A 26018-nucleotide genomic window follows, 5' to 3' on the forward strand; every position below is an offset into this window, starting at 1 on the left:
TCACCGGCGTCCGCGGCGCTTCCCGATCAGCACCAGCAGGACGACGGCCGCCGCCACCAGCAAGGGCCCGCGGCGCCGGTTCGCGGTCCGCGCGAGGCGGCCCGCCGTGTCGGCGACCGCGTCCGGGGTCTTCTCCTGGATCCTGCCCGCCACCGTGGCAGCGGCCTGGGCGATCTGCTCACGGGCCTGGCCGGCGTTGTCCGTGACCGCGTCCGGAAGCCTGTCCTGCGCCTCCCTGACGACCTGGGCCGCCTTGTCCTTGACCTGTACCGCCTTCTGTTGCATCTGTGCCTTCACGTCGTCGGGTGCCGGGGTCTCGCCGTGGGACTGCGCCGTGTCGCTCATCGGTGTGCCTTCTCCTTGATCTCGGCCACGTCGGCCTTGACGCTGTCCATGGTCCGCGTGGGGGTGGGCGGGGTGGCCCGGGCGACCTGCTTCTTGCCCATCAGGGCCAGGACCGCGGCGATCGCCAGCAGCACGCCGCACACGATCAGTGCCGACGCCCACACCGGCACCGCCAGGGCCAGCGCGGCGATCCCGGCGACCACCAGCGCCTGCAGTGCGAGGAAGGCCACCGTGCCCGCGCCCCCGAACAGGCCGCCGCCGAGGCCGAACCGCTTGCCCTTCTCGGTCATCTCCGCCTGGGCCAGGCGCATTTCGTCACGCACCAGCTGCGACAGCTGCTGCGAGGCCTGGGTCACCAGTGCCCCGACCGTGTCGTCCTTGCCGCGCGTCCCGGTGGGGTGTTCGACGGTGCTCATGGCCACGTACCCGCCTTTCCTTGGAGTGTCGCCTCTGCGCGAGGCCTGCCGGTGGGGCCGTCGCAGCGGGTACCCCGAGGGGAACCCTCCATCCGGCGCGCACCGGATTCAGTCGAGATGGCGCCGGTCCTCCTCGGACCACTTGGCGGTGTCGCGCGGTTCGACGTACGGCTCCTCGGTCGCCGGATGGCCGCCTTCGATGGCACGCTGACGGGCCATCTCCGCGTCGAACTCGAGACCGAGCAGGATCGCGAGGTTGGTGATCCACAGCCAGACCAGGAAGACGATCACGCCCGCCAGGGCGCCGTAGGTCTTGTTGTAGGAGGAGAAGTACGCCACGTACAGCGCGAAGCCGGCCGAGGCGATCATCCAGAGCAGCAGGGCGAGGAAGCTGCCGGGCGTCACCCACTTGAAGCCGCGGCCCCGGGCGTTGGGCGCGGCCCAGTACAGGAGCGCGATCATGACGGTGACGAGCAGGACCAGGACCGGCCACTTGGCGATCGACCACGCCGTCAGGGCGGTGTCGCCGACCCCCAGGGCGGAGCCGGCCCGCTGGGCGAGGGGCCCGGTGAACACCACGATCAGCGCGCTGACGACCGCCAGCACCATCAGGGTCACGGTCAGGGCCAGGCGCAGGGGCAGCACCTTCCACACCGGCCGCCCCTCGGGTATGTCGTAGACGGCATTGGAGGAGCGGATGAACGCCGCGATGTAACCGGAGGCCGACCAGAGGGCCAGTACCAGACCGAGGACGGCCATCAGGGATCCCGTGCCGCCGTTGCCCTGCAACTGCTCCACGGCGTCGGACAGGATGTCCCGGACCGGGCCGGGGGCGAGTTTGCGCAGGTTGTCCATCACCTGCTGGGTGGCGGACTCGCCCGCGATGCCCAGCAGGGACACGAGTACGAGCAGGGCCGGGAAGAGGGAGAGCACACCGTAGTAGGTCAGGGCCGCGGCCCGGTCGGCGAGCTCGTCGTCCGCGAACTCCCGCACCGTGCGCCTGAGTACCGCCCACCACGACCGCTTGGGCATGGCGGTCGGCTCGTCCGGTGCCTCGCGCTCCACCTCCGGTCCCGGCCCGACGTGGTCCGGATCCCGCGCGGTGCCACCCACGCCGTCCGCGCGCTCCGGGTAGGGGTCGTGGCCGCCGGGTGCGGTCGGGGGTTGCTGTGGTTCCGGTGTCCGTGCCATGCGAGTCCGGTAACCGCCCCGGGCCGACGGAAACGGAATTTCCGCGACCGCGTGTCCCGGGGCATAGGTCACGGTGTGCCGGGCACGCGGGCTGTAACTTCCCGAAACGTTCAGGGCAGAGGAAGAGGAGGACGTGACGTGTCGTTCCTGTGGGCCATCATCGCGGGACTCATCATCGGCCTGCTGGCCAAGCTCGTCGTACCCGGCCGGCAGCCCATTCCCCTGTGGCTGACCACCCTCCTCGGTATCGTCGGCGCCCTCGCCGGCAACGCGCTCGCCGGCGCGGTCGGCGTACGCGACACCGGGGGCATCGACTGGATCCGGCACATCTTCCAGATCGGTGTCGCCGCCGTCCTCATCGCCTTCGTCACCCCCATGTGGGTCCGGCGACGGACCTGACACCGCACTGCCGCCCTGCCCGCCGTAGCGATGCGACCGGTAGGGCGGCTCCAGGCGCGGACGGCGCAAAAGGGGCTCGGCCCGGCTGACCGGCCGGACCGAGCCCCTTTCCGTGTGCCGGGGTCAGGCCCGGTGCGCCGCGATCAGCTGCTGGTACCAGCGGTAGCTGTCCTTCGGGGTGCGCTCCAGGGTGTCGTAGTCGACCCGGATGATCCCGAACCTCTTCGCGTACCCGAGCGCCCACTCGAAGTTGTCCAGCAGCGACCACACGTAGTAGCCCCGGACGTCGACGCCCGCTTCCATGGCCGCCCGCAGCGCGGTGAGGTGGTCGCGCAGGTACTCCACCCGGTCCGCGTCGTGGATCGCGCCGTCGGCCTCGACGGCGTCGAACTCCGCCGAGCCGTTCTCCGTGATGTGCACCGGCGGAAGCGCCTGGCCGTACGTCTGCTTCAGCGCGGTCAGCAGGTCGGTGAAGGTGTGCGGGACGACCGGCCAGCCCATCGCCGTCCTGCGGACGTCCGGGTAGCTGCCCTCCGCGTACCGGTTGTCCGTGGCCACCCGCAGCGCGGGGTCGGCCTCGCGGTGCGGAGCCGCGGCGATGACGATCGGCCGGTAGTAGTTGATGCCGAGGAAGTCCATCGGCTGGGAGATCAGCTCCAGGTCGCCCTCGCGGCGGAAGTCCTGGCCGGTGATCAGCTCGCCCCAGGTCTCCTCCTCGGTGGCCGGGTAACGCCCCGCGAGCAGCGGCTCGGTCCACACCAGGTTGTGCTGCGTGTCGGCCCGTACGACGGCCGCGAGGTCCGCGTCCGACTCGGTGGCCGGGACGTTGCGGTCCAGGTTCAGCGTGATGCCCGCCTCGCGGACGCCCGCCGCGCGCAGCGCGTTCATCGCGTGGCCGTGGCCGACCAGCAGGTGGTGTGCGGCGGCCAGCGCCCCGCGCCCCTCCTGGGCGCCCGGCGCGTGCCGGCCCACCGAGTAGCCGAGGAACGCGCTGCACCACGGCTCGTTGAGGGTGATCCAGCGCGGCACCCGGTCGCCGAGGTGCTCCGCGACGACCGCTGTGTACTCGCCGAAGCGCTCCGCCGTCTCCCGTACCCGCCAGCCGCCCTTGTCCTCCAGGGCCTGCGGCAGGTCCCAGTGGTACAGGGTGGCGGCCGGCTCGATGCCCGCCTCCAGGAGCGAGTCCACCAGCCGGGAGTAGAAGTCCAGCCCCTTGGGGTTCACCGCCCCGCTGCCCGTCGGCTGGATCCGGGACCAGGCGATCGAGAAGCGGTACGACTCCACGCCCAGGTCGCGCAGGAGCGCCACGTCCTCCGGGTAGCGGTGGTAGTGGTCGCAGGCGACGTCGCCGGTGTCGCCGCCGTCCGTGCGTCCGGGCGTATGGCTGTAGGTGTCCCAGATGGACGGGCCGCGGCCGTCTTCCTCCACGGCGCCCTCGATCTGGTACGAGGCCGTGGCCGCGCCGAAGACGAATCCGGGCGGGAAGACCGGGAAGTCACTCATGGAAACCCTCACTTGACCGAGCCGCCGGTGATCCCGGCGGCGATGTACTTCTGGGACAGGACGAGGAGGACCGCGGCGGGCACGGCCGAGAGCACGGACGCGGCCATGACCGAACCCCAGTCACCGACGTGCGCGCCGATGTACTGGTAGATGCCCAGCGTGATCGGCTTGACGTCGTCCGTCGTGTTCAGCGTGAGCGCGAACATGAAGTCGCTCCACGCGTACAGGAAGGAGAACAGCCCGGCGGTGATCAGCGAGTTGCGGCTCATCGGCAGGACGACCCGGACGAACGTACGGATGCGGCCCGCGCCGTCGACCTCGGCGGCCTCGATGACCTCGCGCGGGATGGACACCATGAACGAGCGCATCAGCACGATCGCGAAGGGGATGCCCAGCGAGGCGTCCGCCAGCATCAGGCCGAAGTAGGAGTTGACCAGGCCGAGGTCCACGTACGCGCTGTACAGGGCGTTGGCGATGACGATGCCCGGCACCATCTGGGTGATGAGCGTGCCGAAGACGATCGTCCTGCCGCCGCGCAGGTTGAACTGCGCCAGCCCGTACGCCGCCGGCGCGGAGATCGCCAGACAGATCGCCACGGCGCCGAGCGCCACCGCCAGCGAGGTCAGCAGGTTGGTGCCCTGGTCGGTGAGGGCCGAGGTGAAGCCGGAGAAGTCGATGCCCGTGGGCACCGGGCCCACGTCGACCAGGCTCGCGTCCGGCTGGAGGGCGGTGTTGATCATCCAGTACAGCGGGAACAGCATGACCGCGAGGACGACGAGGCCGAACACGGTCGCACCCCAGCGGCGCCTGGGCCGGTGGACGGCGGCGGGAGCCGGGGCGGCGGGGATCTGGGTGGTGGTCGCCATGCCGGTCACTTCCCCTCGTTGCGGTTGACCCGCAGGTAGAACACCGCGAAGACGGCGGAGATCAGGATCAGGATGTTGCCGACCACGGCACCGGCTCCGAAGTCCATCTGGACGAAGGAGTTCTGGTACGTGAGCGTGCCGAGCGTCTGCGTGGAGTCGGCGGGCCCGCCGTCGGTGAGGGCGAGGACCAGGTCGAGGATCTTGACCGTCGACATGAAGCCGAGCACCAGCACCACGGTGATGACGGGCTTGAGCATGGGCAGGGTGACCGAGCGGAACGTACGCCAGGCGGACGCGCCGTCGAGCGCGGCGGCCTCGCTCAGCTCCTTGGGGACCTCCTGGAGGCCGCCGTAGAGGATCACCATGTTGAACGGGATGCCGATCCAGATGTTCACCAGGATCACCGAGATCAGCGCCATGCTCGTGCTCGTCAGCCACGGCGTGTCACCGGGGAGGCCGACGGTGCCCAGGAAGGAGTTGAGGACCCCGGTGTCCTGGTCGAAGATGCGCCGCCACACGATGCCGGAGACGACCATCGGGACGAGCCACGGCAGCAGGATCAGCGAGCGCAGGATCCCGTTCAGCGGGAAGCGGCGGGTGAAGAAGACGGCGAGGGCCAGACCGATGCAGAACTGGCCGACGAGCGAGCCGACGGTGAAGAGGATCGTCTGCCAGAGGGCCTTGCCGAACAGTCCGTCGCCGAAGACGTTGCTCCAGTTGTCGAAGCCGTTGAACGGCGCCTCACCGGTGAAGAAGGTGGACGGTGAGTAGTCCTGGAAGCTCATCACGATGTTGCGGACGAGCGGGTAGCCGAAGAACAGCGCCATGAAGATCACGGCGGGGGCGATGAACCCCCACTGGGCGAGCGACTTGCGCCGCTTGGCGCTCCGCGGGTTCACCGGCTTGCCGACCGCACCGGCCGCGGGGGCCTTCGTGCCGGTGGCCGGCGCGGCGGCTGAGGCTGTGGTGGATGACATGGTGCGTTACCTCAGTTCCCGCTCGTGACCTGCTGCTGGGCACGCTTCAGAGCGGCCTCGCTGGACTCACCGGTGAGCGCGGACTGGAAGGCGCTCTGCAGGGCCAGCGACACGGACGACCACCGCGCGCCGACCTTCGCGGTACGGGAACGGGCCGTGGCGACCTGGTCGGCCAGCGCCGCCAGCTCGGGGGTCTTCTTCCGCCAGATGTCGGCCGCCTTGGTGTTGGCGGGGACCATCCAGCTGTTGATGGCGTAGGAGATCTCCTCCTGCTCACCCGACATACAGCCGATGATCTTCGCGGACATCTTCTCGCGCTCGGTGTCACCGGTGTTGGGCACGGTCAGCACACCGCCGCCCAGCGGACCGACCGAGTCGTCGCCCGCCTTCGGGACCGGGATCTCGGCGATGCCCCAGTTGAGGCCCTTCTTGGAGTTCAGGGTCTCGACCTGCCACGGGCCGTTGATCATCATGGCCGCGTTGCCGGCCATGAACTGGTCGTTCACGTCGGCCTGGGTCCAGTTGACCGTGGACTTGGAGAGCGAACCGTCCTTCAGCAGCGCCTTCCAGTAGTCCAGGGCCCCGGCGACCTCGGGGGAGTCGAGCTTCGTCTCGTCGCCGCCGTTGGACCACATGAACGGGGTGAACTGGAAGACGCCGTCCTCCGCGCCGCCCGCGCTCAGCGCCAGGCCGTACCGCTTGCCCTGGGTCAGCTTCTTCGCCGTCGACTGCATCTCGGCCCAGGTGGTGGGCACCTCCAGACCGGCCTTGTCGAGGGTGTCCTTGTTGTAGAACAGCGCCAGGGTGTTCACCGTGCGCGCCGCCCCGTAGTACGTCCCGTCGAACGAGCCGAAGTCGACGATCCCGTCGGGGATGTCCGTCGTGGTCAGCCCGAGGTCCTTCAGTGGGATCAGCCCGCCGGCCTCGGCGAAGGTCGGCATCTCGGAGGCGTCCAGCTGGAGGACGTCCGGCAGCGACTTCGAGGAGGCCATGCGCAGCGCCTTCGTCATCAGCTGCGAGGCCGGCACGCTCTGCTGCTCGATGGTGACCCCGAGCTCCTTGCTGCAGCGCTCGAGTGTGTCACCGTCCCAGCGGTGGTACGACTCGTCGGTCGAGGAGTTCATGACGGTGTAGACGTCCTCGTCCCGCTGCTGCCCGCACCCCGACAGAACGGTGCCGGCGACGATGGCGGAGACGACGGTGAGAGGGACGACGATCCGCCTGGTGCGACGGCTGCGGCGTCCGGTCCGCCCGTCCGGGGAAGGTTCTGTCACGGTGGTGCCCTTGCGGTGAGAGGGTGGCCGGGCCCATGGGAACGCTCCCACGGGATGTTCGTCAAGCCCCTGCGCGGATTCGGCTGTGTCACGGCGGGGGGACGACTGCGGGGTGCCCGGCGGCCGGAACGCCGCCGGGGCACCGGGGAATCAGCGGACGTTGAGGAGGTGGTCCATGGCGAGCTGGTCGAGGGCTTCGAAGGCCATGGAGCGTTCGGCGGCGGCGGTGGCGTCGAAGTCCTCGTAGGCGGTGCGGTCGGCGAGGAGTGCCTTGAGGCCGTCGTCGGCGGTGGGGCGGGCGAGTTCGTCGAGGCGGGAGGCGGTGAGGGCCTCCTGGACGGCGGGGTCGGCGCGGAAGGCGGCGGCGCGCTCCTTGAGGATGAGGTAGTTGCGCATGCAGTTCTTCGCGGACTCCCACACCCCGTCGATGCCGTCGGTGCGTACCGGCTTGAAGTCGAAGTGGCGTGAGCCGTCCCAGCCGGCCGTCTCCAGGAGGTCCACGAGCCAGAACGCCTGGCGCAGGTCACCGGCGCCGAAGCGGAAGTCCTGGTCGTACTTGATCCCGGACTGGCCGTTGAGGTCGATGTGGAAGAGCTTGCCCGCCCACAGGGCCTGCGCGATGCCGTGGGGGAAGTTCAGCCCGGCCATCTGCTCGTGCCCGGTCTCCGGGTTCACCCCGACCAGCTCGGGGCGCTCCAGGCGCTCGATGAAGGCCAGCGCGTGCCCGATCGTGGGCAGCAGGATGTCACCGCGGGGCTCGTTGGGCTTGGGCTCGATCGCGAACCGCAGGTCGTAGCCCTGCTCGGTGACGTAGTCGCCCAGCAGGTCGAAGGCCTCCTTCATCCGGTCCAGGGCCGACCGCACGTCCTTGGCCGCACCGGACTCGGCGCCCTCACGCCCGCCCCAGGCCACATACGTCTGCGCGCCGAGCTCCACCGCGAGATCGATGTTGCGGATCACCTTGCGCAGCGCGAACCGCCGCACGTCACGGTCGTTGGAGGTGAACCCGCCGTCCTTGAACACCGGGTGCGTGAACAGGTTCGTCGTCGCCATCGGCACCTTGAGCCCGGTACGCTCCAGCGCCTCCCTGAACCGCCCGACCAGCCGCGCCCGCTCACGGTCGTCCGACCCGAACGGAATCAGGTCGTCGTCATGGAACGTCACCCCGTGCGCACCGAGCTCCGCCAGCCGCTCGACCGACTCCACCGGGTCCAGCACCGGACGCGTCGGCTCACCGAACGGGTCGTTGCCCCGCCAGCCCACGGTCCACAGACCGAACGTGAACTTGTCCTCAGGAGTGGGAGTGAAACGCTCCGGCATCGGTCAGCCTCTTGTCCACGAGAGCCGGTCGGCTGCACTGCCGGCCGGCACCAATTTGTTTGCTTGGAGTACTAATACGCCATCCCGTCAAGGGTTTCTAGACCGTTTCCGTGATGTTTCGGTCACATGGCGCAAACATGGCTGCTCGGAAGCGCTTCACCTCGGGGGTGCCCACCCGGGCAATCCGGGAATTCCCGCTGCGGACCGCCCTGTCGGTCATATTTGTTTTGTGTACGATCAAAATGAAGAGGACCCGCAGCCGCGCTTGCCGCAGGCGCCCTGACGTCCCGCAGTCCAGCACTTCTGATCCGGCTAAGGACCCCCCATGAAGTTCACCGACGGCTTCTGGCAGTTGCGCAGCGGTGTGCACGCCTCGTACGCCACCGAAGTCCGCGACGTCCGACTCGACGACGACCGTCTCGCCGCCTACGCCGCCGTCAAGCGCGTCCAGCGCCGCGGCGACACGCTGAACGCCCCGCTGATCACCGTGGAGGCCCACGCACCGGCCGAGGGCGTCATCGCGGTCCGCCTCACCCACCACGCGGGCAAGCGCCGCAAGGGCCCCGACTTCGAGCTGCCGGGAGCCGTGGCCCCGTCCGCCGGGGGCTCCGCACCCGGGTCCGCCGCGACCACCCGTACCGAGGGCACCACCGCCGAGCTGACCAGCGGCCCGCTCACCCTGAGGCTGCCCACCGAGGGGGCCTTCGGCCTGGAGTTCCTCGACCAGGACGGCCGGCTCCTGACCTCCGCCGGGCCCAAGGGCAGCGCGTTCGCCACCACCCCCGACGGAAGCCACCACATGGTCGCCCAGCTCGCCCTGGGCGTCGGCGAGACCGTCCACGGGCTCGGCGAACGCTTCACGCCGTACGTCAAGAACGGCCAGGTCGTCGACATGTGGCAGGCCGACGGCGGCACCAGCAGCGAACAGGCCTACAAGAACGTCCCGTTCTACCTCTCCTCGCGCGGCTACGGCGTCTTCGTCAACCACCCCGGCAAGGTCTCCTTCGAGGTCGGCTCCGAGGCCGTCGGGCAGGTGCAGTTCAGCGTCGAGGACCAGACCCTCGAATACTTCGTCGTCGCCGGCCCCACGCCGAAGGACGTCCTCACCCGCTACACCGCGCTCACCGGCCGCCCGGCCCTCCCGCCGGCCTGGTCCTTCGGGCTCTGGCTGACCACCTCCTTCACCACCTCCTACGACGAGGCCACCGTCACCTCGTTCGTCGACGGCATGGCCGAGCGCGGCATCCCGCTCAGCGTCTTCCACTTCGACTGCTTCTGGATGCGCGAGTACCAGTGGTCCGACTTCGAGTGGGACCCGGCGGTCTTCCCCGACCCGGAGGGCATGATCGCCCGGCTCAAGGGCAAGGGCCTGAAGATCTGCGTCTGGATCAACCCGTACATCGCGCAGAAGGGCGCCCTGTACGAGGAGGGCGCCCGCAAGGGCTACTTCGTCGAGACCGCCGACGGTGACATCTGGCAGTGGGACAAGTGGCAGGCCGGAATGGCGCTGGTCGACTTCACCGACCCGGAGGCCACCGCCTGGTTCCAGGGCAAGCTCAAGGGCCTCCTCGACCAGGGTGTCGACGGCTTCAAGACCGACTTCGGCGAGCGCATCCCCACCGACGTCGTCTGGCACGACGGCTCCGACCCGGAGCGCATGCACAACTACTACACGCACCTCTACAACAAGGCGGTCTTCGAACTCCTGGAGCAGGAGCGCGGCGCCGGAGAGGCCGTCCTCTTCGCCCGCTCCGCGACCGCCGGCGGCCAGCAGTACCCGGTGCACTGGGGCGGCGACTGCTGGTCCTCCTTCGAGGCCATGGCCGAGTCGCTGCGCGGCGGGCTCTCCTTGTCGCTGTCGGGCTTCGGCTTCTGGAGCCACGACATCGGCGGCTTCGAGGGCACACCGGACCCGGCGGTCTTCAAGCGCTGGCTCGCCTTCGGCCTGCTCTCCTCGCACAGCCGGCTGCACGGCTCGTCCTCGTACCGCGTGCCGTGGGAGTTCGGCGACGAAGCGGTGGACGTGGCCCGGCGGTTCACCCGGCTCAAGCACCGGCTGATGCCGTACCTGTACGGCGCCGCGGTCGAGGCCCACCGCACCGGCGTCCCGACCATGCGCCCGCTGCTGCTGGAGTTCCCGGACGACCCGACCGCCCGCACGGTGGACCGCCAGTACCTGCTGGGCCCGGACCTCCTGGTCGCGCCGGTCTTCGCCGAGGACGGCGAGGTCGAGTACTACGTCCCCGAGGGCACCTGGACGCGGTTCCTCACCGGGGAGACCGTCACCGGCCCCGCCTGGCACCGGGAGACCCACGGCTACGACAGCCTGCCGCTGCTGGTCCGCCAGGGCGCGGTCCTGGCCCTCGGGGCGGACGAGTCCCGCCCGGACGGCGCATGGCTCGACGACCTCGAACTCCGCGTGTACGCCCCGGCCGGGACCGGCGACTTCACCCGCACGGTGACGGTCCCGGACCGCACGGGCGCGGTCGCCGCGACCTACGAGGTGGTCCGTGAGGGCGGCGATGTCCGCGTCACGACCGACACGGACCGGCCGTACACCGTCACGGTCGTAGGCTGATCCTTCGGGCCGGCCCCGCCCGGGGCCGGCCCACCGGCACGAGAGTCGCGAAGGTGGAGTCCATGGGTGAGCTGCTTCTGATCCGGCACGGCGAGACGGAATGGTCCCGCTCCGGGCAGCACACGAGCCACACGGACCTGCCCCTGACCGACCTCGGCGAACGCCAGGCCCGCGCGCTCGTCCCCGTCCTCGCCGAGCGCCGCATCGGCCTCACCCTGGTCAGCCCGCTCCTGCGTGCCCGCCGCACCGCCGAGCTGGCGGGCCTGGCCGCGCCCCGGGTGACGCCGGACCTGCACGAGTGGGACTACGGGGCGTACGAGGGCGTCACCACGGTGGACATCCGCCGCACCCGGCCCGACTGGAACCTCTGGACCGACGGCGTCGCCCCCGGCCCCGAGGACCACCCCGGCGAGTCACCGGCCGACGTCGCGGCCCGGGCGGACCGGGTCCTGGCCGAGGTCCGGGCGGCGATGTCCCGCATCGGCGACGACGACATCGCCCTGGTCGCGCACTCCCACTTCCTGCGCGTCCTCACGGCCCGCTACCTGGGCCTGCCGGCCACCGGCGGCGAACTGTTCCAGCTGGCCACGGGCGCGGTCTCCCGCCTCGGCCGGGAGCACGGCAAGCCGGTCATCACGGCCTGGAACGTCGCCATCCCGAAGAGCCTCTTCGACGCGGCGGGGTGCTGAGCGAGCCCGGGCCCGGACACGCGGACGGCCGGTACCTCGCCCCCGAGGTACCGGCCTGTTCCGTGCCGCAGGCTCTCAGGCCGCCTGCTTCTTGAGTGAGGTGAGGTGGGCGAAGACGACGACGTTGGCCGAGTAGCCGTTCTTCTTGTCGAAGCGTCCGCCGCACGTCATGAGTCTGAGTTCCGGGCGGCCGGTGGGCCCGTACACCTTGTCGTCCGGGAACTTGTCCTTCGTGTACGTCTCCACCTCGTCGACGGAGAAGACCGCCGTCTTCCTGTCCGCCCGGGTGACCGTCACCGTGTCGCCCCGGCGCAGGGCGTTGAGGTTGAGGAAGATGGCCGGGCCCGTCTCGGTGTCGCGGTGACCGACGATCAGAGAGGTTCCCGCCTCCCCGGGGGACGGGCCGTCCTGGTACCAGCCCACCAGTTTCGGCTTGCTCAGCGGCGGGGCGCCGAGCCGGCCCTTCTTGTCGAGGCCGAGGCCGGTGACCGGGGCCTCGATGTAGATGGCGGGCACCGCGACCTTCACCGGCCGGGAGTGCACCAGCGGCGCGTGCGAGGCCGGAACCTTGTCCGGCGGCTTGTGCGGCGCCCGCTGGAACGGCGCCGCCCCGCCGCCCGCGGCGTCACCGCCGCGGGCGGCGGTGACCGGGTCGTCGGACGAGTCTCCACTCGCCCAGACGATGCCGGTCACCAGCGAGAAGGTCACGCACAGCGTCATCGTGAGACGGCACGCGCGACTCGGTCCCCGTCGTCGCCGTCGGCTGCGGGCGTTATGCCTCGTTGCGGGCACGGCGGCGTGCGGATCGGCGGACCATGACCAGCCCCGCGATACCGACCGCTCCGGCGGCCAGCGCGGTCGTGGTCACGGCGTTCGAGTCGCTCTCGGAGCTGACGCTCTCCATGTCCGGGACGCCGCCGCCGCCCGCGGGCACGGCGCCTGACGGCTTGTCGTACCCCTTGTCGTGGCCCTTCTCGGCGCCGGTGTCCGAACCCCGGCCGTGGCCCTCGGAACGGTTGCCGTTCTCGGCGGGACGGGAGCAGTCGACCTCGAAGCTCTTCTGCTTCGGGCCCGCCGGGACGGTCCACACCAGCTGGTACGTGCCCTCCGGGAGCAGGTACTCCTGGCTGCGCGCCGAGCCGTTCACCAGCGGCAGCGTGCTCTGCAGGGTGTCGCCCGGGGGAACGGTCGGGGGCTGCGCGGTGATCGTCCACGGGACCGACGGGAACGACTCGAAGTTGCTGGCGACGAGGACGAACTTGCAGACCTCGACCCCGTCGCGGTCGCCGCGCGAGTGCCAGCCGACCGAACGGACGTCGATGTCACCGCTGTCGCCGGGGGCAGCGTAGGCGGCGGGTGCCCCGGCCAGGGTGGCTCCGGCGACGGCGACCGCGGCGGCCACCGTGGTGCCCGCACGGACGCTGCGGGAGCGGACGGAAGCGGAAATGCGCATGCTGGGCTCCTTCAAGCCGAGATGATTGTCGTACTGATCACCTGATCGCCTAAGTGATGCCATGGATCGTCAAAAAAGTAGGTCGGGACACCGTAAAAACGGCCAGAAGTACCCTGACTAGCCGATAGGCGCCATAGGTGGAGGTCCCGGACACGCGGACGGGCCGCCCCATTCCGGGGCGGCCCGTCCTTCTGAGGTAACGAGCGGGTCAGGAGATCAGTTCGATCTCCGCCAGCGTCGCCTTCTCCGTGCTGACCAGCCTGTATTTCGCGTACGAGCCCGGCGCGGCCACCGAGAACGCCCGGGTCTGCTTGTCCCAGGCGAACGTCTGTCCGGACCGCTTGTCCAGGTCCTTCCAGGTGGCCCCGTCCGAGGAGCCCTGGAGCACCCAGTCCGTGGGAGCCGCGTCCGCCGTCGCCGACGTCAGCGTGTACTGGAGCGCCTTCGTCCTCGCCGGGACGGGCAGGTCCACCGACTCGACGCCCGCCGAGGTGGCCGAGGTGTCGTCGAAGAGCGCGCCGTCACCGACGAGGACGTCGCCCCTGGGAGCGGGGACCTCGTCGTCCTGGGTGACGGAGACCGGGGCGGCGTTCTTGCCGGTGCCCCAGGCCGACGGCCGGGAGCCCATGTCGAAGTCCAGCACCCCGCCCTTGGCGAGCAGGTCGTGCGGCAGCGAAGTCGAGGTCCACTTCTTGCCGTTGACCTTCAGGCCCTGGACGTAGATGTTCTTCGTGCTGTTCTTCGGTGCCTTGACGACCAGGTCGCGGCCGTTCTCCAGGTGCACGGTCGCCTTGGTGAAGAGCGGCGAGCCGATCGCGTACTCACCGCTGCCCATCACCAGCGGGTAGAAGCCGAGCGAGGAGAAGAGGAACCAGGCCGACTGCTCGCCGTTGTCCTCGTCGCCGTGGTAGCCCTGGCCGATCTCGCTGCCGGTGTACAGCCGGCCGAGGACCTCGCGGACCTTCTCCTGCGTCTTGTAGGGCTGCGAGGCCGCGTCGTACATGTACGTGGCGTGGTGGGCGACCTGGTTGCTGTGGCCGTACTGGCCCATCCGCACGTCACGCGCCTCGGTCATCTCGTGGATGACCCCGCCGTACGAGCCCACGAACTCCGGGCCCGCCGTCTCGGGCGTCGAGAAGTAGGTGTCCAGCTTCTTCGCGAGGCCGTCGCGGCCGCCGTAGAGGTTGGCCAGACCGCGGCTGTCCTGCGGGGCGGTGAAGGCGTAACCCCAGCCGTTGGTCTCGGTGTAGTCGTAGCCCCAGACCCGCGGGTCGTACCGGTCGGACGGGAGCCGCCAGTCGCCGTTCGCCTTCCGGCCCTGGAAGAAGCCGGCCTTCTCGTCGAAGAGCTTGACGTAGTTCCGCGCGCGGTTGAGGAAGTACTCCGACTCCTCCTTGTAGCGCGCCTTCTTCGTCTTCTTGTAGAGCGCCTTGCCCATCTGGGCGATGCCGTAGTCGTTGAGGTAGCCCTCCAGCGACCAGGAGAGGCCCTCGTGGGTCGAGGTGTCGGCGTATCCGGTGAAGACCGAGGTCTCCATCCCCTTGCGGCCGACGCCGGAGGACGGCGGGGCCACCGTGGCGTTCTTGACCGCCGCGTCGTACGCCGCCTCCGCGTCGAAGTCGACGCCCTTGACGTACGCGTCGGCGAAGGCCACGTCCGAGCTGGTGCCGGTCATCAGGTCGGCGTAGCCGGGGGAGGACCAGCGCGAGATCCAGCCGCCGTCCTTGTACTGCTGGACGAAGCCGTCGACCATCTTCCCGGCCTGCTTCGGGCTGAGGAAGGAGTACGCCGGCCAGGTCGTGCGATAGGTGTCCCAGAAGCCGTTGTTGACGTACACCTCGCCCTCGACGATCTTCGCCCCCGTCTGCGTCGGGGTGTCGGTGCCGGTGGGCGCGGAGAACGGGCTCGCGTAGACGCTCTTGCCCTTCACCTGCTCGAAGCCGGAGTTGGGGTAGAGGTACAGGCGGTAGAGGCTGGAGTAGAGCGTGGTCAGCTGGTCGGCGTTCGCGCCCTCGACCTCCACCTTGCCGAGGATCTTGTCCCAGGCCTTCTGCGCGTCCTTCCGCACCCGCTCGAAGGAGTGCTTCGCCGGGAGCTCCGCGGCGAGGTTCTTCTTCGCCTGGTCGACGCTGATCAGCGAGGTGGCCAGACGCAGGCCGACCGTACGGTCCTTGCCCGCGTCGAAGCGGAAGAACCCGGTCACGTCATCGCCGCCACCGCCCTTCAGCGGGCCGCTGTCGGTGACCTTCGAGTCGAAGGAGCCGTAGACGAAGAGCCGGGTGGCCCCGGTGGAGCCGCCGCTCTTCACGTCGGAGTAGCCCGTGAAGGAACTGGTCGCCGGGTCGAGGGTGAGGCCGCCGTCGTTGTTGACGTTGTCGAAGACGATGCTCGCGTCGTCGCCGGGGAAGGCGAACCGCATCCGCGCCGCGTGGTCGGTGGGCGTCATCTCGGCCTTGAGGCCGTTCTCGAACGTCACCCCGTAGTAGTGGGGGGTGGCCGTCTCGTTCTCGTGGCGGAACGGCAGGGCGCGGGCCTTGCGGGAGGCGTCCGGGGTGCCGGAGGCCGCCGACGGCATCAGCTGGAAGGTCTGGCGGTCGCCCATCCAGGGACTCGGCTCATGGCTGGCCGAGAACGCCTGCAACGTGGGCAGGTTGTCCTCGTTGTTGCCGCTCGCGTAGTCGTAAAGCCAGCTCGTGGTACCCGCGTTGGTCACCGGGGTCCAGAAGTTGAACCCGTGCGGTACGGCCGTCGCGGGGATGTTGTTGCCGCGCGAGAAGCTGCCGCTTGAGTTGGTGCCGCGGATGGTCGAGGCGTAGTCCGACAGGTGCGCCTTGCGCTTCTGCGGTGCCTTCGGGGCGATCGTGATGTCGTCGATCCAGCCCTGGAACTTCGCCGGGCCCTTGGGGGAGTCGTACGCCACCAGGATCCGGTCGACCGTCTTGCCCGCCGCGACCGTGCCGATGCCCGCGTCGACCTTGTTCCACTGGTTGACGTACAGGCGCTTGGCGTCCGCCTGGCCCTGCGGGGTGAGCAGCCCGCCGTTGCTGTCGGTGGCCTTCAGGTCGCTCAGATAGGTGCCGTCGGTGAACGCCAGGTCCACCGCGACGTGCGTCGCCGGGTAGTTCAGGTCGGTCTCGCCCATCTGCGGGTAGACCAGGTAGGAGAGCCGGGTGTCCTCCGTGACGGCCGTGTCGACGTCGAAGACCTTGTTGTACGAGTAGGCGCGGCCGTCCGGCTGGTGCGTACCCGCGTAGCGCAGGGCCTTCCTGCCCGTGAACCCGACACCCGACTTGGCGGTGGGGGAGCCCGACGGGCCGCGGTCGGCCTGGGTGCGCATCTCGGCCGGCGCGGGGGAGGAGCTGTCACCGTCGGAGAACTGGACGTCGGCGAGCTGGATCGCGTCGGACGCGCCGTTGTTGGACGTGAACTCCAGCCGGAAGTGCTGGTAGGCCTGGTCCGGGGCGATGTCGTACGACGTGGTGCGGAGCCGCTCGGAGAAGGACTGGCCGGTCCGGGTGTCCAGGTCCTCCCAGGTCTTCCCGTCGGTGGAGCCCTTCAGGGTCCAGTCCTTCGGATCGCGTTCGCCGTGGTCGTTCGCCGAGGTCAGCGCGTACGCGGCGAGTCGGACCGGCTCGGCGAGGTCGAACTCCACCCACCCCGAGGACGCGAAGGCCAGCCATTTGGTGGCGGGCTCCACGTCGACGAGGTTCTCCTTCACCTCACCGCCGGCGACGTTCTCGCCGCTGGCCCGGACCTCCGTCACCTGATCGGTGACATTGCCCGGTATTCCGGAGGAGAATCCGCCATCGACACCCGATGCCCTCTTCTTTCCGTCGGGGCCTTCTTCGACGGTATTCCGCCAATCCGGCTGCTTTTCGTCGGCTTCGAAGGAGGAGCTGAACGAGGTGTTCCTGGCGGGTTTCCCCGGGGGGCCCGCCGGTTGTGCGAGGGCCGCGGTGGGGGCGGCCACGGCGAGGACGAGAGAGGCCGCGGTGACCGCGGCCCCGTAGCCGTGTCTCTTTCGGGAGTCCTGTCGGAGAGCGCGTAGGGACTGCATACGAAGCAAATCCTCCTGGGGGCACGCATGGACAACGTTGTCAATCGAGGGCGCGGGTACCAGTAGGGAGCCAAGTGGCGGGATGTGTCAAGGGTGTTGCACGTGGATGACCGTGCGAATCGACCGACAAAGCGGAAATGGGCATTCCGGTGCACGGGCGGCGGTCCGGGCGTGCGGTGCCGACGCGTCCGCGAGGTCTCAACTCGGGAAAGACTGCCGCTCAAACCTGCATTCGATCTTGCTCAGTCGGCCGCAAGTGGACTATACCTGTCGGCGTCTGCCCAGCCGTTTCCCGCGGTCGGCGGATACGGGGGACGGGGTTACGTCGGAGGCGCCGCAGCAGGCGACTTGCCGCACGGTCCCTCGGAAACTCCCCCACTGCACCTGGTAATACGGCAATCTGCACGACCCAAGCGCAACTGACCGCGGTGGCGGGGCCCTTCGCCTGAGGCGAATTCACGACGGGTGACCGGTACACCGCCTGAGTCCTGGAGAAGGCGAGGACTTGAGCATGGGATCCACCTCCGCCCACAAGAATGAGGGCCTTGGCCGTCGCGATGTGATCAAGCGTTCGGCCGCACTCGGCCTGATCGCCGTCCCGACGATGAGCTTCCTGACGTCCTGCGCGAGTGGCGACAGCGGGAGCGACGACAAGGTAGAGAAGGGCACCAAGAGCGCGAAGAACCCGCTCGGTGTCAACGAGACCGCCCCCCTCGAGGTCGTCATCTTCAACGGTGGCTTCGGCGAGCAGTACGCCATCGACGCGGAGAAGAAGTACAACGAGGCCTTCCCCAAGGCCCCGAAGGTCAAGCACGCCGCGACGGAGAAGATCCAGTCGACGCTGCAGCCGCGCTTCAACGGCGGCACCCCGCCGGACCTGATCGACAACTCCGGTGCCGAACAGATGGACATGGGTGTCCTGGTCGGCAAGAAGCAGCTCCTGGACCTGACGCCGCTGATGGACGCCCCGTCCGTCGACGACCCGGCCAAGAAGGTCCGCGACACCCTGCGCCCCGGCGTCCTGGAGATGGGCCAGTTCGACGGCGACCCGGTGTGGATCATGTACTACGCGTACACGGTCTACGGCGTCTGGTACTCGCAGACGGCGCTGGAGAAGCTCGACGCGACGTACCCGGAGACCTGGGACGACATGCTCGCGCTCTGCAAGAAGGCGAAGAGCAAGGGCATCGCCGGCTGGACGTACCCGGGCAAGTACCCGTACTACCTGCCGTTCTCGCTGTACCCCTTCATCGGCAAGATCGGTGGCCGCGAGGTCCTCGACAAGATCGACAACCTGGAGCCGAACGCCTGGAAGGACCCGGCCGTCAAGGCCGCGTTCGAGGCGTACTACGAGCTCTTCCAGAAGGGCTACATCCTCAAGGGCACCCCCGGCCTCACCCACATCCAGTCGCAGACCGAGTGGACCAAGGGCAAGGCGCTCTTCATCCCGAACGGCTCGTGGGTGGAGAACGAGGCCGCGCCCACCACGCCGGACGACTTCAAGATGATGGTCGGGGCGCCCTCCAGCCTCGACTCGTCCGACAAGCTGCCCTTCGGCACCATCTGGGCCTCCGGCGGCGAGCCGTTCATCGTCCCGGCGAAGTCGAAGAACCCCGAGGGCGCCATGGAGCAGCTGCGCATCATGCTCTCCGAGGAGTCCTCGAAGAACTTCACCCAGTCGGTCAAGTCCCTCAGCGCCTTCAACGGAGGCACCGACGGACTGGAGCTGTCCACCGCCATGCAGTCCGGTGTCGACGTGCTGAAGAAGGCCGGCGACAACGTGGTGAACCCCCGTATGCAGGACTGGTACGTGAAGCTCCAGAAGGAGCAGATCGGCATCGCCGGAATCGGCGAGATGATGGCCGGCCGCGCGACCCCGGCGGAGACCATCAAGAAGATCCAGGCCTTCGCCGACGCGGCGGCCAAGGACCAGTCCATCAAGCACTACAAGCACCAGTGAGCAACCGTCACCAGCGGCGGCACCCGCTCAGAGATCGGGGTCGGTAAAACGATGCAGCACGGCAAATACCGTTTCATCGTGGGATTCCTGGTAGTCCCACTGGCGTTGTACGCCATCTTCGTCATCTGGCCTTTCGTCCAGTCCATCTACTACTCGTTCACGGACTGGACCGGGCTCAGCCCGGACTTCAAGATGGTCGGCTTCGACAACTACAGCCGAATGCTCGACGACGACATCTTCTGGAAGTCGTTGCAGCACAGCGTGCTGCTCGTGCTGCTGCTGCCGCTGGTGACGCTGGGACTCGCACTCTTCTTCGCCTTCATGCTCAATGTCGGCGGCCGGCGGCGCAAGAACGCCACGGTCGCCGGCGTGCGGGGATCCTCGTTCTACAAGATCGCCTATTTCTTCCCGCAGGTCCTGTCGATCGTGATCGTGGCCCTGCTCTTCCAGTTCGCGTTCAACCCGACCTCCGGCATGCTGAATTCGACGCTGAAGGCCGTCGGCCTGAAGAGCCTCCAGCCGGACTGGCTCGGCGACCCGAACCTCGCGCTGTACTGCGTGATGGTCGTGCTCATCTGGTCCACCGTCGGATTCTTCGTCGTCCTGTTCTCCGCCGGAATGGCCTCCATACCGAAGGACTTCTACGAGGCGGCCCTGCTGGACGGTGCCGACCGCATCACGACGTTCTTCAGGATCACGCTGCCGCTGCTGTGGGACACCGTGCAGTCCGGCTGGGTCTACATGGGCATCCTGGCCCTCGGTGTGGAGGCGTTCACCGCCGTCCAGGTCATGACCGTGGGTCCGGGCGGCCCCGACTACTCCACCACCATCCTGCCGCTGTACGTCTACCAGACGGCCTTCCGGGACGCCCAGGCCGGATACGCCACCACGATCGGCGTCGGGCTGCTCATCGTCACCATGCTCTTCGCGGGCATCGTGATGCGGCTGGGCCGGCGTGAGCGGCTGGAGTTCTGATGCCGGCGTCCGTGAGGTACGGCGACCGGATCCCCGGCGGCGCGCACGAAAGCTCGGCCGCGGTGGCCGGCTCGACAGTTGTACGAGGTGAGCACACGTGAAGGTCACTGAGACTCCTCCGGCCGTCCCGGCGCCGCGCTCGCCGGTGACGAAGACCGACGCCCCGGCCGGCGAACCGGCGAAGAAGAGCGAGGGCGCGGTCCTCAACGTCTTCTCGCACGGCATGCTGATCATCTGGGCCGTGCTCGTCGTCATGCCGCTGCTGTGGGCGGTGATGGCGTCCTTCAAGACGGACGACGCGATCCTGTCGACCCCGTGGTCGCTGCCCGACTCGCTCCACTTCGAGAACTGGTCGCGGGCCTGGACCCAGGCCCATATGAGCGACTACTTCCTGAACACTCTGATGGTGGTGGGCGGTTCGCTCGTCGGCACACTGCTGCTCGGCTCGATGGCGGCGTACGTGCTGGCGCGGTTCGACTTCCCCGGCAACCGCTTCATCTACTACCTCTTCATCGGCGGGATGAGCTTCCCGGTCATCCTGGCGCTGGTCCCGCTGTTCTTCGTCATGAACAACATGGGCCTGCTGAACTCGGTGCACGGGCTGATCCTGGTGTACATCGCGTACTCGCTGCCCTTCACCGTCTTCTTCCTCACCTCGTTCTTCCGGACGCTGCCGACCTCGATCGCGGAGGCGGCCATGCTCGACGGCGCCTCGCACACCCGGACCTTCTTCCAGGTGATGCTGCCGATGGCCAAGCCCGGCCTCATCAGCGTCGGGATCTTCAACTTCCTGGGGCAGTGGAACCAGTACATGCTGCCGACGGTGCTCAACACCGACCCGGACGGCAAGGTCCTCTCCCAGGGGCTGGTCGAACTGGCCACCAGCCAGGGCTACAAGGGGGACTGGTCGGGGCTCTTCGCCGGTCTGGTGATGGCGATGCTGCCGGTCCTCGCGGCCTACATCGTCTTCCAGCGCCAGGTGGTCGCGGGACTGACGGCGGGAGCCCTCAAGTAGCCGCGTGCCGACGGCGCTTCGGGAGTGCGTTCACGTAACGACCGCACCTGGCGCCCCGGCCACAACACCCACCACGAACGAACAGGGCCTGCGGGCCGTGAATCGCCCCCCGGTCAGCGGCCGGGGGGCGATTCGTGGTGCTTCCATGGCGTTCGCCGGTGTCCGGACGGGAGTGCCCGACGCTCATCGGAGGCTCCGACTGCTCAAGGTCTTGACGGGGGGCACCCCAAAACGCTCAGCTTAGAGTTCACATGTTGGAGAATATGGCAGGAGTGGGAGAGTCGATGGAGACTCCGGGGTCGCAGACGTCTCTGCATCGGGCCAACCTTGAGCGGGTCGTGCGCGCGGTCAGGATGGCGGGGTCGCTGACCCAGGCCGAGATCGCCAGAAGCACGGGCCTGTCCGCGGCCACCGTCTCCAACATCGTCCGGGAACTGAAGGAAGGCGGCACGGTCGAGGTGACCCCCACCTCGGCGGGCGGGCGCCGTGCCCGGAGCGTCTCCCTCAGCGGAGACGCGGGCATCGTCATAGGGGTCGATTTCGGTCATACGCATCTGCGCGTGGCGATCGGCAACCTGGCCCACCAGGTCCTCGCCGAGGAGTCCGAGCCGCTGGACGTGGACGCCTCGTCGGCGCAGGGCTTCGGTCGGGCGGAGCAGCTGGTCAACCGGCTGATCGAGACCACCGGCATCGCCCCCGGGAAGGTGATCGGCGTGGGGCTCGGCGTCCCGGGTCCCATCGACGTCGAGTCCGGCACGCTGGGCTCCACCTCGATCCTGCCGGGCTGGACGGGCATCAATCCGGGCCAGGAGCTCGCGGGCCGCCTCGGCGTCCCCGTGTACGTGGACAACGACGCCAATCTGGGAGCCCTGGGCGAGCTCGTCTGGGGCGCGGGCCGGGGGGTCAAGGACCTCGCGTACATCAAGGTCGCCAGCGGGGTCGGCGCCGGTCTGGTGATCGACGGGCACATCTACCGCGGGCCCGGCGGCACGGCCGGCGAGATCGGCCACATCACCCTCGACGAGTCGGGTCCCGTCTGCCGCTGCGGCAACCGGGGCTGCCTGGAGACCTTCACCGCCGCCCGGTACGTCCTGCCCCTGCTCAGGCCCAGTCACGGGCCCGACCTCACCATGGACCGGGTCGTCCAGCTGGCACGCGAGGGCGATCCCGGCTGCCGCCGGGTGATCGGCGACGTCGGCCGGTACATCGGCAGCGGCGTGGCCAACCTCTGCAACCTCCTCAACCCCAGCCGGGTGGTGCTCGGCGGCTCCCTCGCGGAGGCGGGCGAGCTGGTGCTGGCCCCCATCCGCGACTCCGTGTCGCGCTACGCCATCCCGAGCGCCGCCCGGCAGCTCTCGGTGCTCCCGGGCGCGCTCGGCGGGCGGGCGGAGGTGCTGGGCGCGCTGGCCCTGGTGCTCAGCGAGATGGGGGATTCGACCCTTTTGGAGAGCACCCTCCCCACGGCGTCCCCCGTCTTCACTTAGATAACGGATGGCACCGTTGTCATCTCGTTAAGAATTTACTCCTTGACGGCAGCCCTGCGGCCGAGTTGACTTCCAGCCACCTCGGCCGCAACGTCGCGGCCTCGTCAGGGAGGTTCGAAATGAACACGCGTATACGTCGTGCCGCCGTTGCCGTCGCCGCCACCACGATGGCCGTCTCGCTCGCCGCTTGCGGGAGCGCCAAGGAGTCGGGCGACAAGGCCGAGAAGGAGTCGGGCAAGAAGGGCGACGATCTCAAGATCGCTCTGCTCCTTCCGGAGAACGCCACGGCCCGTTACGAGAAGTTCGACAAGCCGATCATCGAGAAGAAGGTCGGCGAGCTCACCGGCGGCAAGGCGGAGGTCGTCTACGCCAACGCCAAGCAGGACGCCACCACGCAGGCGCAGCAGGTCGAGACCATGATCACCAACAAGGTGGACGCGCTGATCATCGACGCCGTCGACTCCAAGGCGATCGAGAACAGCGTCAAGAAGGCCAAGGACGCCGGTATCCCCGTCGTCGCCTTCGACCGCCTCGCCGAGGGCCCGATCGACGCCTACACCTCCTTCGACAACGAAGAGGTCGGCCGCGTCCAGGGCACCGCCCTCCTGGAGGCCCTCAAGGGCAAGACCAAGCCCACCGTCGTGATGATGCACGGCGCGATCACCGACCCGAACGCCGCGCTCTTCAAGAAGGGCGCCAAGTCGGTGCTCGACGGCAAGGTGACCTACGGCAAGGAGTACGACACCAAGGAGTGGAAGGCGGAGAACGCCAACGCCAACATGGAGGGCGCGATCACCGCCCTCGGCAAGGACAAGATCGACGGCGTCTACTCCGCCAACGACGGCCTGGCCGGCGGCATCATCCAGGCCCTCAAGTCCGCCGGTGTCTCCAAGCTCCCGCCGATCACCGGCCAGGACGCCGAACTCGCCGGTGTGCAGCACATCGTCGCCGGTGAGCAGTTCATGAGCGTCTACAAGTCCTACCCGCAGGAAGGCATCATCGCCGCGGAGATGGCCGTCGCGCTCGCCAAGGGCGAGAAGCTGGACTCCATCGCCACGTCCACGGTCGACAACGCGAGCCAGAAGGGCGTGCCCACCGTGCTCGTCCCGGTCGTCTCGCTGACCAAGGACAACATCAAGGACACCATCATCAAGGACGGCATCTGGAAGGTCGAGGAGATCTGCACGGCCAAGTACAAGGCCGCCTGCGACGCGATCGACCTGAAGTAGTCCTTGCCGCGGCCGGCCCGCAGTACGGCCGGTCCGCAGGTGAAGAGCCTGTCCGGTGTCTCGCCCACCAACTGTCCCGCTACCGGGCGGGGCACCGGACGGAACGCTTCCTCCGTTCCCATTTTTCTGCTCGACCACCGTGCCTCCCCCCAGGCACGGCATCCCCGCCGGGTCAGGCGGCGAAGGAGATGGTTCACGTGTCCGCTACGCCCGTGTTGGCGTTGCGAGGGGTCTCCAAGCGATTCGGTGCCGTCCAGGCGCTCACCGATGTCGAGCTTGAGGTCCACTCCGGCGAAGTCGTCGCCCTCGTAGGCGACAACGGCGCCGGCAAATCGACGCTGGTCAAGACGATCGCCGGCGTCCACCCCATCGATGACGGAGTCATCGAGTGGGAAGGCCGGCCGGTCCAGGTCAACAAGCCGCACGACGCCCAGAACCTGGGCATCGCGACCGTCTACCAGGACCTCGCGCTGTGCGACAACATCGATGTCGTCGGCAACCTCTACCTCGGCCGGGAGATCCGCCGGTTCGGGGTCCTCGACGAGATCGAGATGGAGCGCCGCTCCCGCGAGCTCCTGAGCACGCTGTCGATCCGTATCCCGAGCGTCCGCATCCCGATCGCCTCGCTCTCCGGCGGTCAGCGCCAGACCGTCGCCATCGCGCGTTCGATGCTCGGCGAGCCCAAGCTCGTCATCCTCGACGAGCCCACCGCCGCCCTCGGCGTCGAGCAGACCGCCCAGGTCCTCGACCTCGTGGAGCGGCTGCGCGAGCGCGGCCACGCGGTCATCCTCATCAGCCACAACATGGCCGACGTGAAGGCCGTCGCCGACAAGGTCGCCGTGCTCCGGCTGGGCCGGAACAACGGGATCTTCGACGTGAAGAGCACCTCGCAGGAAGAGATCATCTCCGCCATCACGGGCGCCACGGAAAACGCCGTGACCCGTCGTGCGGCGCGCAACGCGGAGGCCCAGAAGTGACGACCGACAAGACCTCCACCCCCGTGGTCAACCCGGAGGCCGCCAAGGGCGCGGAAACCGTGGTCGACCCCCGTCTGCTCGTACGCGAGCAGGGCCTGGGCGGATACCTCACCGAGTTCAAGCGCAAGATGCGCGGTGGTGACCTCGGCTCGATCCCCGTGATCATCGGCCTGCTCATCATCTGCGTGGTCTTCCAGAGCCTGAACTCCGAGTTCCTCTCCGCGAAGAACATCAGCGACATCGCCGTGGCCATGGTGGCCACCGGCATGATGGCCGTCGGCGTCATCTTCGTGCTGCTGCTCGGCGAGATCGACCTCTCGGTCGGTTCGGTCAGCGGCGTCTCCGGCGCGGTCGTCGCCGTGCTCAGCGTGTCGCACGGCATGAACGAGTGGCTCGCCATCCTCGTCGCGATCGTCAGCGGTGCCGTCATCGGCGCGGTCCACGGCTTCTTCTTCGCCCGGATCGGCGCCCCCGCGTTCGCCGTCACCCTGGCCGGCCTGCTGTTCTGGCTGGGCTTCATGCTCCAGCTCCTCGGCGACACCGGCACGATCAACCTGGACAGCGACGGGGTCGTCGGCAATCTGACCACGTACTACTTCACGGACGTCGCGGCCGCCTACGGCCTCGCCGCCTTCGCCGTGATCGCGTTCTTCCTGTCCGCCTTCCTGGACAGCCGCCGCCGCGAGGCCGCGGGCATCCCCGCACGACCGCTGACGGACATCGTGGTGCGCACCGTCGTGCTCGCGGTGTTCGCCTTCGCCGCCGCCTTCATGTTCAACCAGCACCGGGGCCTCCCGCTGGCCCTGGTCCTCTTCCTCGTCGTCCTCGTCGGTACGGACTTCCTCCTGCGCCGCACCGCGTACGGGCGGAAGATCTTCGCGCTCGGCGGCAGCGTCGAGGCGTCCCGCCGCGCCGGTATCAACGTCACGGCGATCCGTGTCTCGGTGTTCGCCATCGCCGGTACCTTCGCGGCCATCGGCGGTCTGTTCTGGGCCTCCAAGATCGCCGCAGTCAACCAGGGATCCGGCACCGGTGACCTCCTGATGAACGTCATCGCCGCGGCCGTCATCGGCGGCACCAGCCTCTTCGGCGGCCGGGGCCGCACCTGGAACGCCCTGCTCGGCGTCATGGTGATCGTGTCGATCCAGTACGGCCTCGCCCTGGAGGGCATCGCCACGCCGATCCAGTACATGGTGACCGGCGCCGTGCTCCTCGCCACGGTCGTCATCGACTCCGTCAGCCGCAAGACGCAGAAGACCGCGGGCCGCGCGTAGCCCCTTACGCGGCCCGGCCCGGCCTCCGGGCCCCGC

21 protein-coding genes are annotated in these 26018 nt (G+C 68.8%); 10 read left to right on the forward strand and 11 right to left on the reverse strand.

From position 1 onward, the window contains the following. The 3 genes from SACTE_RS25960 to SACTE_RS25970 all read right to left on the reverse strand — a co-directional run bounded on the left by SACTE_RS25960 (nucleotide 1) and on the right by SACTE_RS25970 (nucleotide 1952). The gene (locus tag SACTE_RS25960; RefSeq protein WP_014048988.1) at nucleotides 1-345 is read right to left on the reverse strand and encodes a hypothetical protein; all 345 of its coding nucleotides are present in this window, start codon (nucleotides 343-345) and stop codon (nucleotides 1-3) included. Beyond that, nucleotides 342-761, reverse strand: a complete 420-nt coding sequence (locus SACTE_RS25965) for a phage holin family protein (RefSeq protein ID WP_014048989.1) — start codon at nucleotides 759-761, stop codon at nucleotides 342-344. The genes SACTE_RS25960 and SACTE_RS25965 overlap by 4 nt, the downstream gene beginning before the upstream one ends. Nucleotides 762-869: 108 nt before the next feature. Continuing rightward, nucleotides 870-1952: a YihY/virulence factor BrkB family protein gene (locus tag SACTE_RS25970; protein WP_014048990.1), complete on the reverse strand. Its 1083-nt coding sequence runs from the start codon at nucleotides 1950-1952 to the stop codon at nucleotides 870-872. 138 nt (nucleotides 1953-2090) lie between these two features. On the opposite strand from SACTE_RS25970, the gene SACTE_RS25975 reads away from it, so the two are divergent. After that, entirely contained in the window at nucleotides 2091-2351 is a 261-nt protein-coding gene (locus tag SACTE_RS25975) for a GlsB/YeaQ/YmgE family stress response membrane protein (RefSeq protein ID WP_014048991.1), read from the forward strand. Nucleotides 2352-2474: 123 nt separating this feature from the next. Here SACTE_RS25975 and SACTE_RS25980 read toward each other — a convergent pair whose 3' ends face one another. The 5 genes from SACTE_RS25980 to xylA all read right to left on the reverse strand — a co-directional run bounded on the left by SACTE_RS25980 (nucleotide 2475) and on the right by xylA (nucleotide 8291). Then, nucleotides 2475-3854: a GH1 family beta-glucosidase gene (locus SACTE_RS25980; protein ID WP_014048992.1), complete on the reverse strand. Its 1380-nt coding sequence runs from the start codon at nucleotides 3852-3854 to the stop codon at nucleotides 2475-2477. Nucleotides 3855-3862: 8 nt separating this feature from the next. Then, the gene (locus SACTE_RS25985) at nucleotides 3863-4720 is read right to left on the reverse strand and encodes a carbohydrate ABC transporter permease (RefSeq protein WP_014048993.1); all 858 of its coding nucleotides are present in this window, start codon (nucleotides 4718-4720) and stop codon (nucleotides 3863-3865) included. A 5-nt stretch (nucleotides 4721-4725) separates the two neighbouring features. Continuing rightward, entirely contained in the window at nucleotides 4726-5697 is a 972-nt protein-coding gene (locus tag SACTE_RS25990; protein WP_014048994.1) for a sugar ABC transporter permease, read from the reverse strand. A gap of 11 nt (nucleotides 5698-5708) precedes the next feature. Further along, complete coding sequence (locus SACTE_RS25995) at nucleotides 5709-6971, reverse strand: sugar ABC transporter substrate-binding protein (RefSeq protein WP_014048995.1); 1263 nt, start codon at nucleotides 6969-6971, stop codon at nucleotides 5709-5711. A 150-nt stretch (nucleotides 6972-7121) separates the two neighbouring features. After that, on the reverse strand, nucleotides 7122-8291 hold the full coding sequence (xylA, locus tag SACTE_RS26000; RefSeq protein ID WP_014048996.1) for a xylose isomerase: 1170 nt from the start codon (nucleotides 8289-8291) through the stop codon (nucleotides 7122-7124). Nucleotides 8292-8616: 325 nt separating this feature from the next. On the opposite strand from xylA, the gene yicI reads away from it, so the two are divergent. Together yicI and SACTE_RS26010 are read left to right on the forward strand one after the other, a co-directional pair. Further along, nucleotides 8617-10869 carry an alpha-xylosidase gene (yicI, locus tag SACTE_RS26005; RefSeq protein ID WP_014048997.1) on the forward strand — a complete coding sequence of 751 codons (2253 nt, stop codon included), beginning with the start codon at nucleotides 8617-8619 and terminating at the stop codon, nucleotides 10867-10869. Between the two features lie 62 nt (nucleotides 10870-10931). Then, the gene (locus SACTE_RS26010; protein ID WP_014048998.1) at nucleotides 10932-11558 is read left to right on the forward strand and encodes a histidine phosphatase family protein; all 627 of its coding nucleotides are present in this window, start codon (nucleotides 10932-10934) and stop codon (nucleotides 11556-11558) included. A 75-nt stretch (nucleotides 11559-11633) separates the two neighbouring features. Here the strand turns inward: SACTE_RS26010 and SACTE_RS26015 are convergent, their stop codons facing one another. The 3 genes from SACTE_RS26015 to SACTE_RS26025 all read right to left on the reverse strand — a co-directional run bounded on the left by SACTE_RS26015 (nucleotide 11634) and on the right by SACTE_RS26025 (nucleotide 17068). After that, entirely contained in the window at nucleotides 11634-12278 is a 645-nt protein-coding gene (locus SACTE_RS26015; protein WP_014048999.1) for a class F sortase, read from the reverse strand. 52 nt (nucleotides 12279-12330) lie between these two features. Beyond that, nucleotides 12331-13011, reverse strand: a complete 681-nt coding sequence (locus SACTE_RS26020; protein WP_014049000.1) for a hypothetical protein — start codon at nucleotides 13009-13011, stop codon at nucleotides 12331-12333. Between the two features lie 208 nt (nucleotides 13012-13219). Further along, complete coding sequence (locus tag SACTE_RS26025) at nucleotides 13220-17068, reverse strand: GH92 family glycosyl hydrolase (protein ID WP_014049001.1); 3849 nt, start codon at nucleotides 17066-17068, stop codon at nucleotides 13220-13222. A 511-nt stretch (nucleotides 17069-17579) separates the two neighbouring features. On the opposite strand from SACTE_RS26025, the gene ngcE reads away from it, so the two are divergent. From ngcE to SACTE_RS26060, 7 genes are all read left to right on the forward strand, one after another. Continuing rightward, nucleotides 17580-19028, forward strand: a complete 1449-nt coding sequence (gene ngcE, locus SACTE_RS26030) for an N-acetylglucosamine/diacetylchitobiose ABC transporter substrate-binding protein (RefSeq protein ID WP_014049002.1) — start codon at nucleotides 17580-17582, stop codon at nucleotides 19026-19028. Nucleotides 19029-19079: 51 nt separating this feature from the next. Next, a complete protein-coding gene (locus SACTE_RS26035) occupies nucleotides 19080-20003 on the forward strand; it encodes a sugar ABC transporter permease (RefSeq protein ID WP_014049003.1) in 924 nt (307 codons plus the stop codon). Between the two features lie 97 nt (nucleotides 20004-20100). Then, on the forward strand, nucleotides 20101-21018 hold the full coding sequence (locus tag SACTE_RS26040; RefSeq protein ID WP_014049004.1) for a carbohydrate ABC transporter permease: 918 nt from the start codon (nucleotides 20101-20103) through the stop codon (nucleotides 21016-21018). A 284-nt stretch (nucleotides 21019-21302) separates the two neighbouring features. Then, entirely contained in the window at nucleotides 21303-22502 is a 1200-nt protein-coding gene (locus tag SACTE_RS26045; protein WP_014049005.1) for an ROK family transcriptional regulator, read from the forward strand. A gap of 119 nt (nucleotides 22503-22621) precedes the next feature. Then, nucleotides 22622-23731, forward strand: coding sequence for a sugar ABC transporter substrate-binding protein (locus SACTE_RS26050; protein WP_014049006.1), 1110 nt, complete (start codon nucleotides 22622-22624; stop codon nucleotides 23729-23731). Between the two features lie 188 nt (nucleotides 23732-23919). After that, nucleotides 23920-24708 (forward strand): ATP-binding cassette domain-containing protein, encoded by a 789-nt coding sequence (locus SACTE_RS26055; RefSeq protein WP_014049007.1) that lies wholly within the window; start codon nucleotides 23920-23922, stop codon nucleotides 24706-24708. Beyond that, nucleotides 24705-25982 (forward strand): ABC transporter permease, encoded by a 1278-nt coding sequence (locus SACTE_RS26060; RefSeq protein ID WP_014049008.1) that lies wholly within the window; start codon nucleotides 24705-24707, stop codon nucleotides 25980-25982. Before SACTE_RS26055 ends, SACTE_RS26060 begins: the two co-directional genes overlap by 4 nt. Nucleotides 25983-26018 lie beyond the last annotated feature (36 nt).

Origin of the sequence: Streptomyces sp. SirexAA-E (genome assembly GCF_000177195.2) — a bacterium.
In the GTDB taxonomy this organism is placed as follows: domain Bacteria; phylum Actinomycetota; class Actinomycetes; order Streptomycetales; family Streptomycetaceae; genus Streptomyces; species Streptomyces flavovirens.

Bases quoted from the DNA above. Each gene is read 5' to 3' on its own strand.
- SACTE_RS26050 (WP_014049006.1), top strand. From the start codon at position 22,622: ATGAACACGCGTATACGTCGTGCCGCCGTTGCCGTCGCCGCCACCACG.
- ngcE (WP_014049002.1), top strand. From the start codon at position 17,580: ATGGGATCCACCTCCGCCCACAAGAATGAGGGCCTTGGCCGTCGCGAT.
- SACTE_RS26020 (WP_014049000.1), bottom strand. From the start codon at position 13,011: ATGCGCATTTCCGCTTCCGTCCGCTCCCGCAGCGTCCGTGCGGGCACC.
- SACTE_RS26025 (WP_014049001.1), bottom strand. From the start codon at position 17,068: ATGCAGTCCCTACGCGCTCTCCGACAGGACTCCCGAAAGAGACACGGC.
- SACTE_RS26035 (WP_014049003.1), top strand. From the start codon at position 19,080: ATGCAGCACGGCAAATACCGTTTCATCGTGGGATTCCTGGTAGTCCCA.
- yicI (WP_014048997.1), top strand. From the start codon at position 8,617: ATGAAGTTCACCGACGGCTTCTGGCAGTTGCGCAGCGGTGTGCACGCC.
- SACTE_RS25985 (WP_014048993.1), bottom strand. From the start codon at position 4,720: ATGGCGACCACCACCCAGATCCCCGCCGCCCCGGCTCCCGCCGCCGTC.
- SACTE_RS26015 (WP_014048999.1), bottom strand. From the start codon at position 12,278: ATGACGCTGTGCGTGACCTTCTCGCTGGTGACCGGCATCGTCTGGGCG.
- SACTE_RS26055 (WP_014049007.1), top strand. From the start codon at position 23,920: ATGGTTCACGTGTCCGCTACGCCCGTGTTGGCGTTGCGAGGGGTCTCC.
- SACTE_RS26010 (WP_014048998.1), top strand. From the start codon at position 10,932: ATGGGTGAGCTGCTTCTGATCCGGCACGGCGAGACGGAATGGTCCCGC.
- SACTE_RS25970 (WP_014048990.1), bottom strand. From the start codon at position 1,952: ATGGCACGGACACCGGAACCACAGCAACCCCCGACCGCACCCGGCGGC.
- SACTE_RS25965 (WP_014048989.1), bottom strand. From the start codon at position 761: ATGAGCACCGTCGAACACCCCACCGGGACGCGCGGCAAGGACGACACG.
- SACTE_RS25960 (WP_014048988.1), bottom strand. From the start codon at position 345: ATGAGCGACACGGCGCAGTCCCACGGCGAGACCCCGGCACCCGACGAC.
- SACTE_RS26045 (WP_014049005.1), top strand. From the start codon at position 21,303: ATGGAGACTCCGGGGTCGCAGACGTCTCTGCATCGGGCCAACCTTGAG.
- SACTE_RS25980 (WP_014048992.1), bottom strand. From the start codon at position 3,854: ATGAGTGACTTCCCGGTCTTCCCGCCCGGATTCGTCTTCGGCGCGGCC.
- xylA (WP_014048996.1), bottom strand. From the start codon at position 8,291: ATGCCGGAGCGTTTCACTCCCACTCCTGAGGACAAGTTCACGTTCGGT.
- SACTE_RS25990 (WP_014048994.1), bottom strand. From the start codon at position 5,697: ATGTCATCCACCACAGCCTCAGCCGCCGCGCCGGCCACCGGCACGAAG.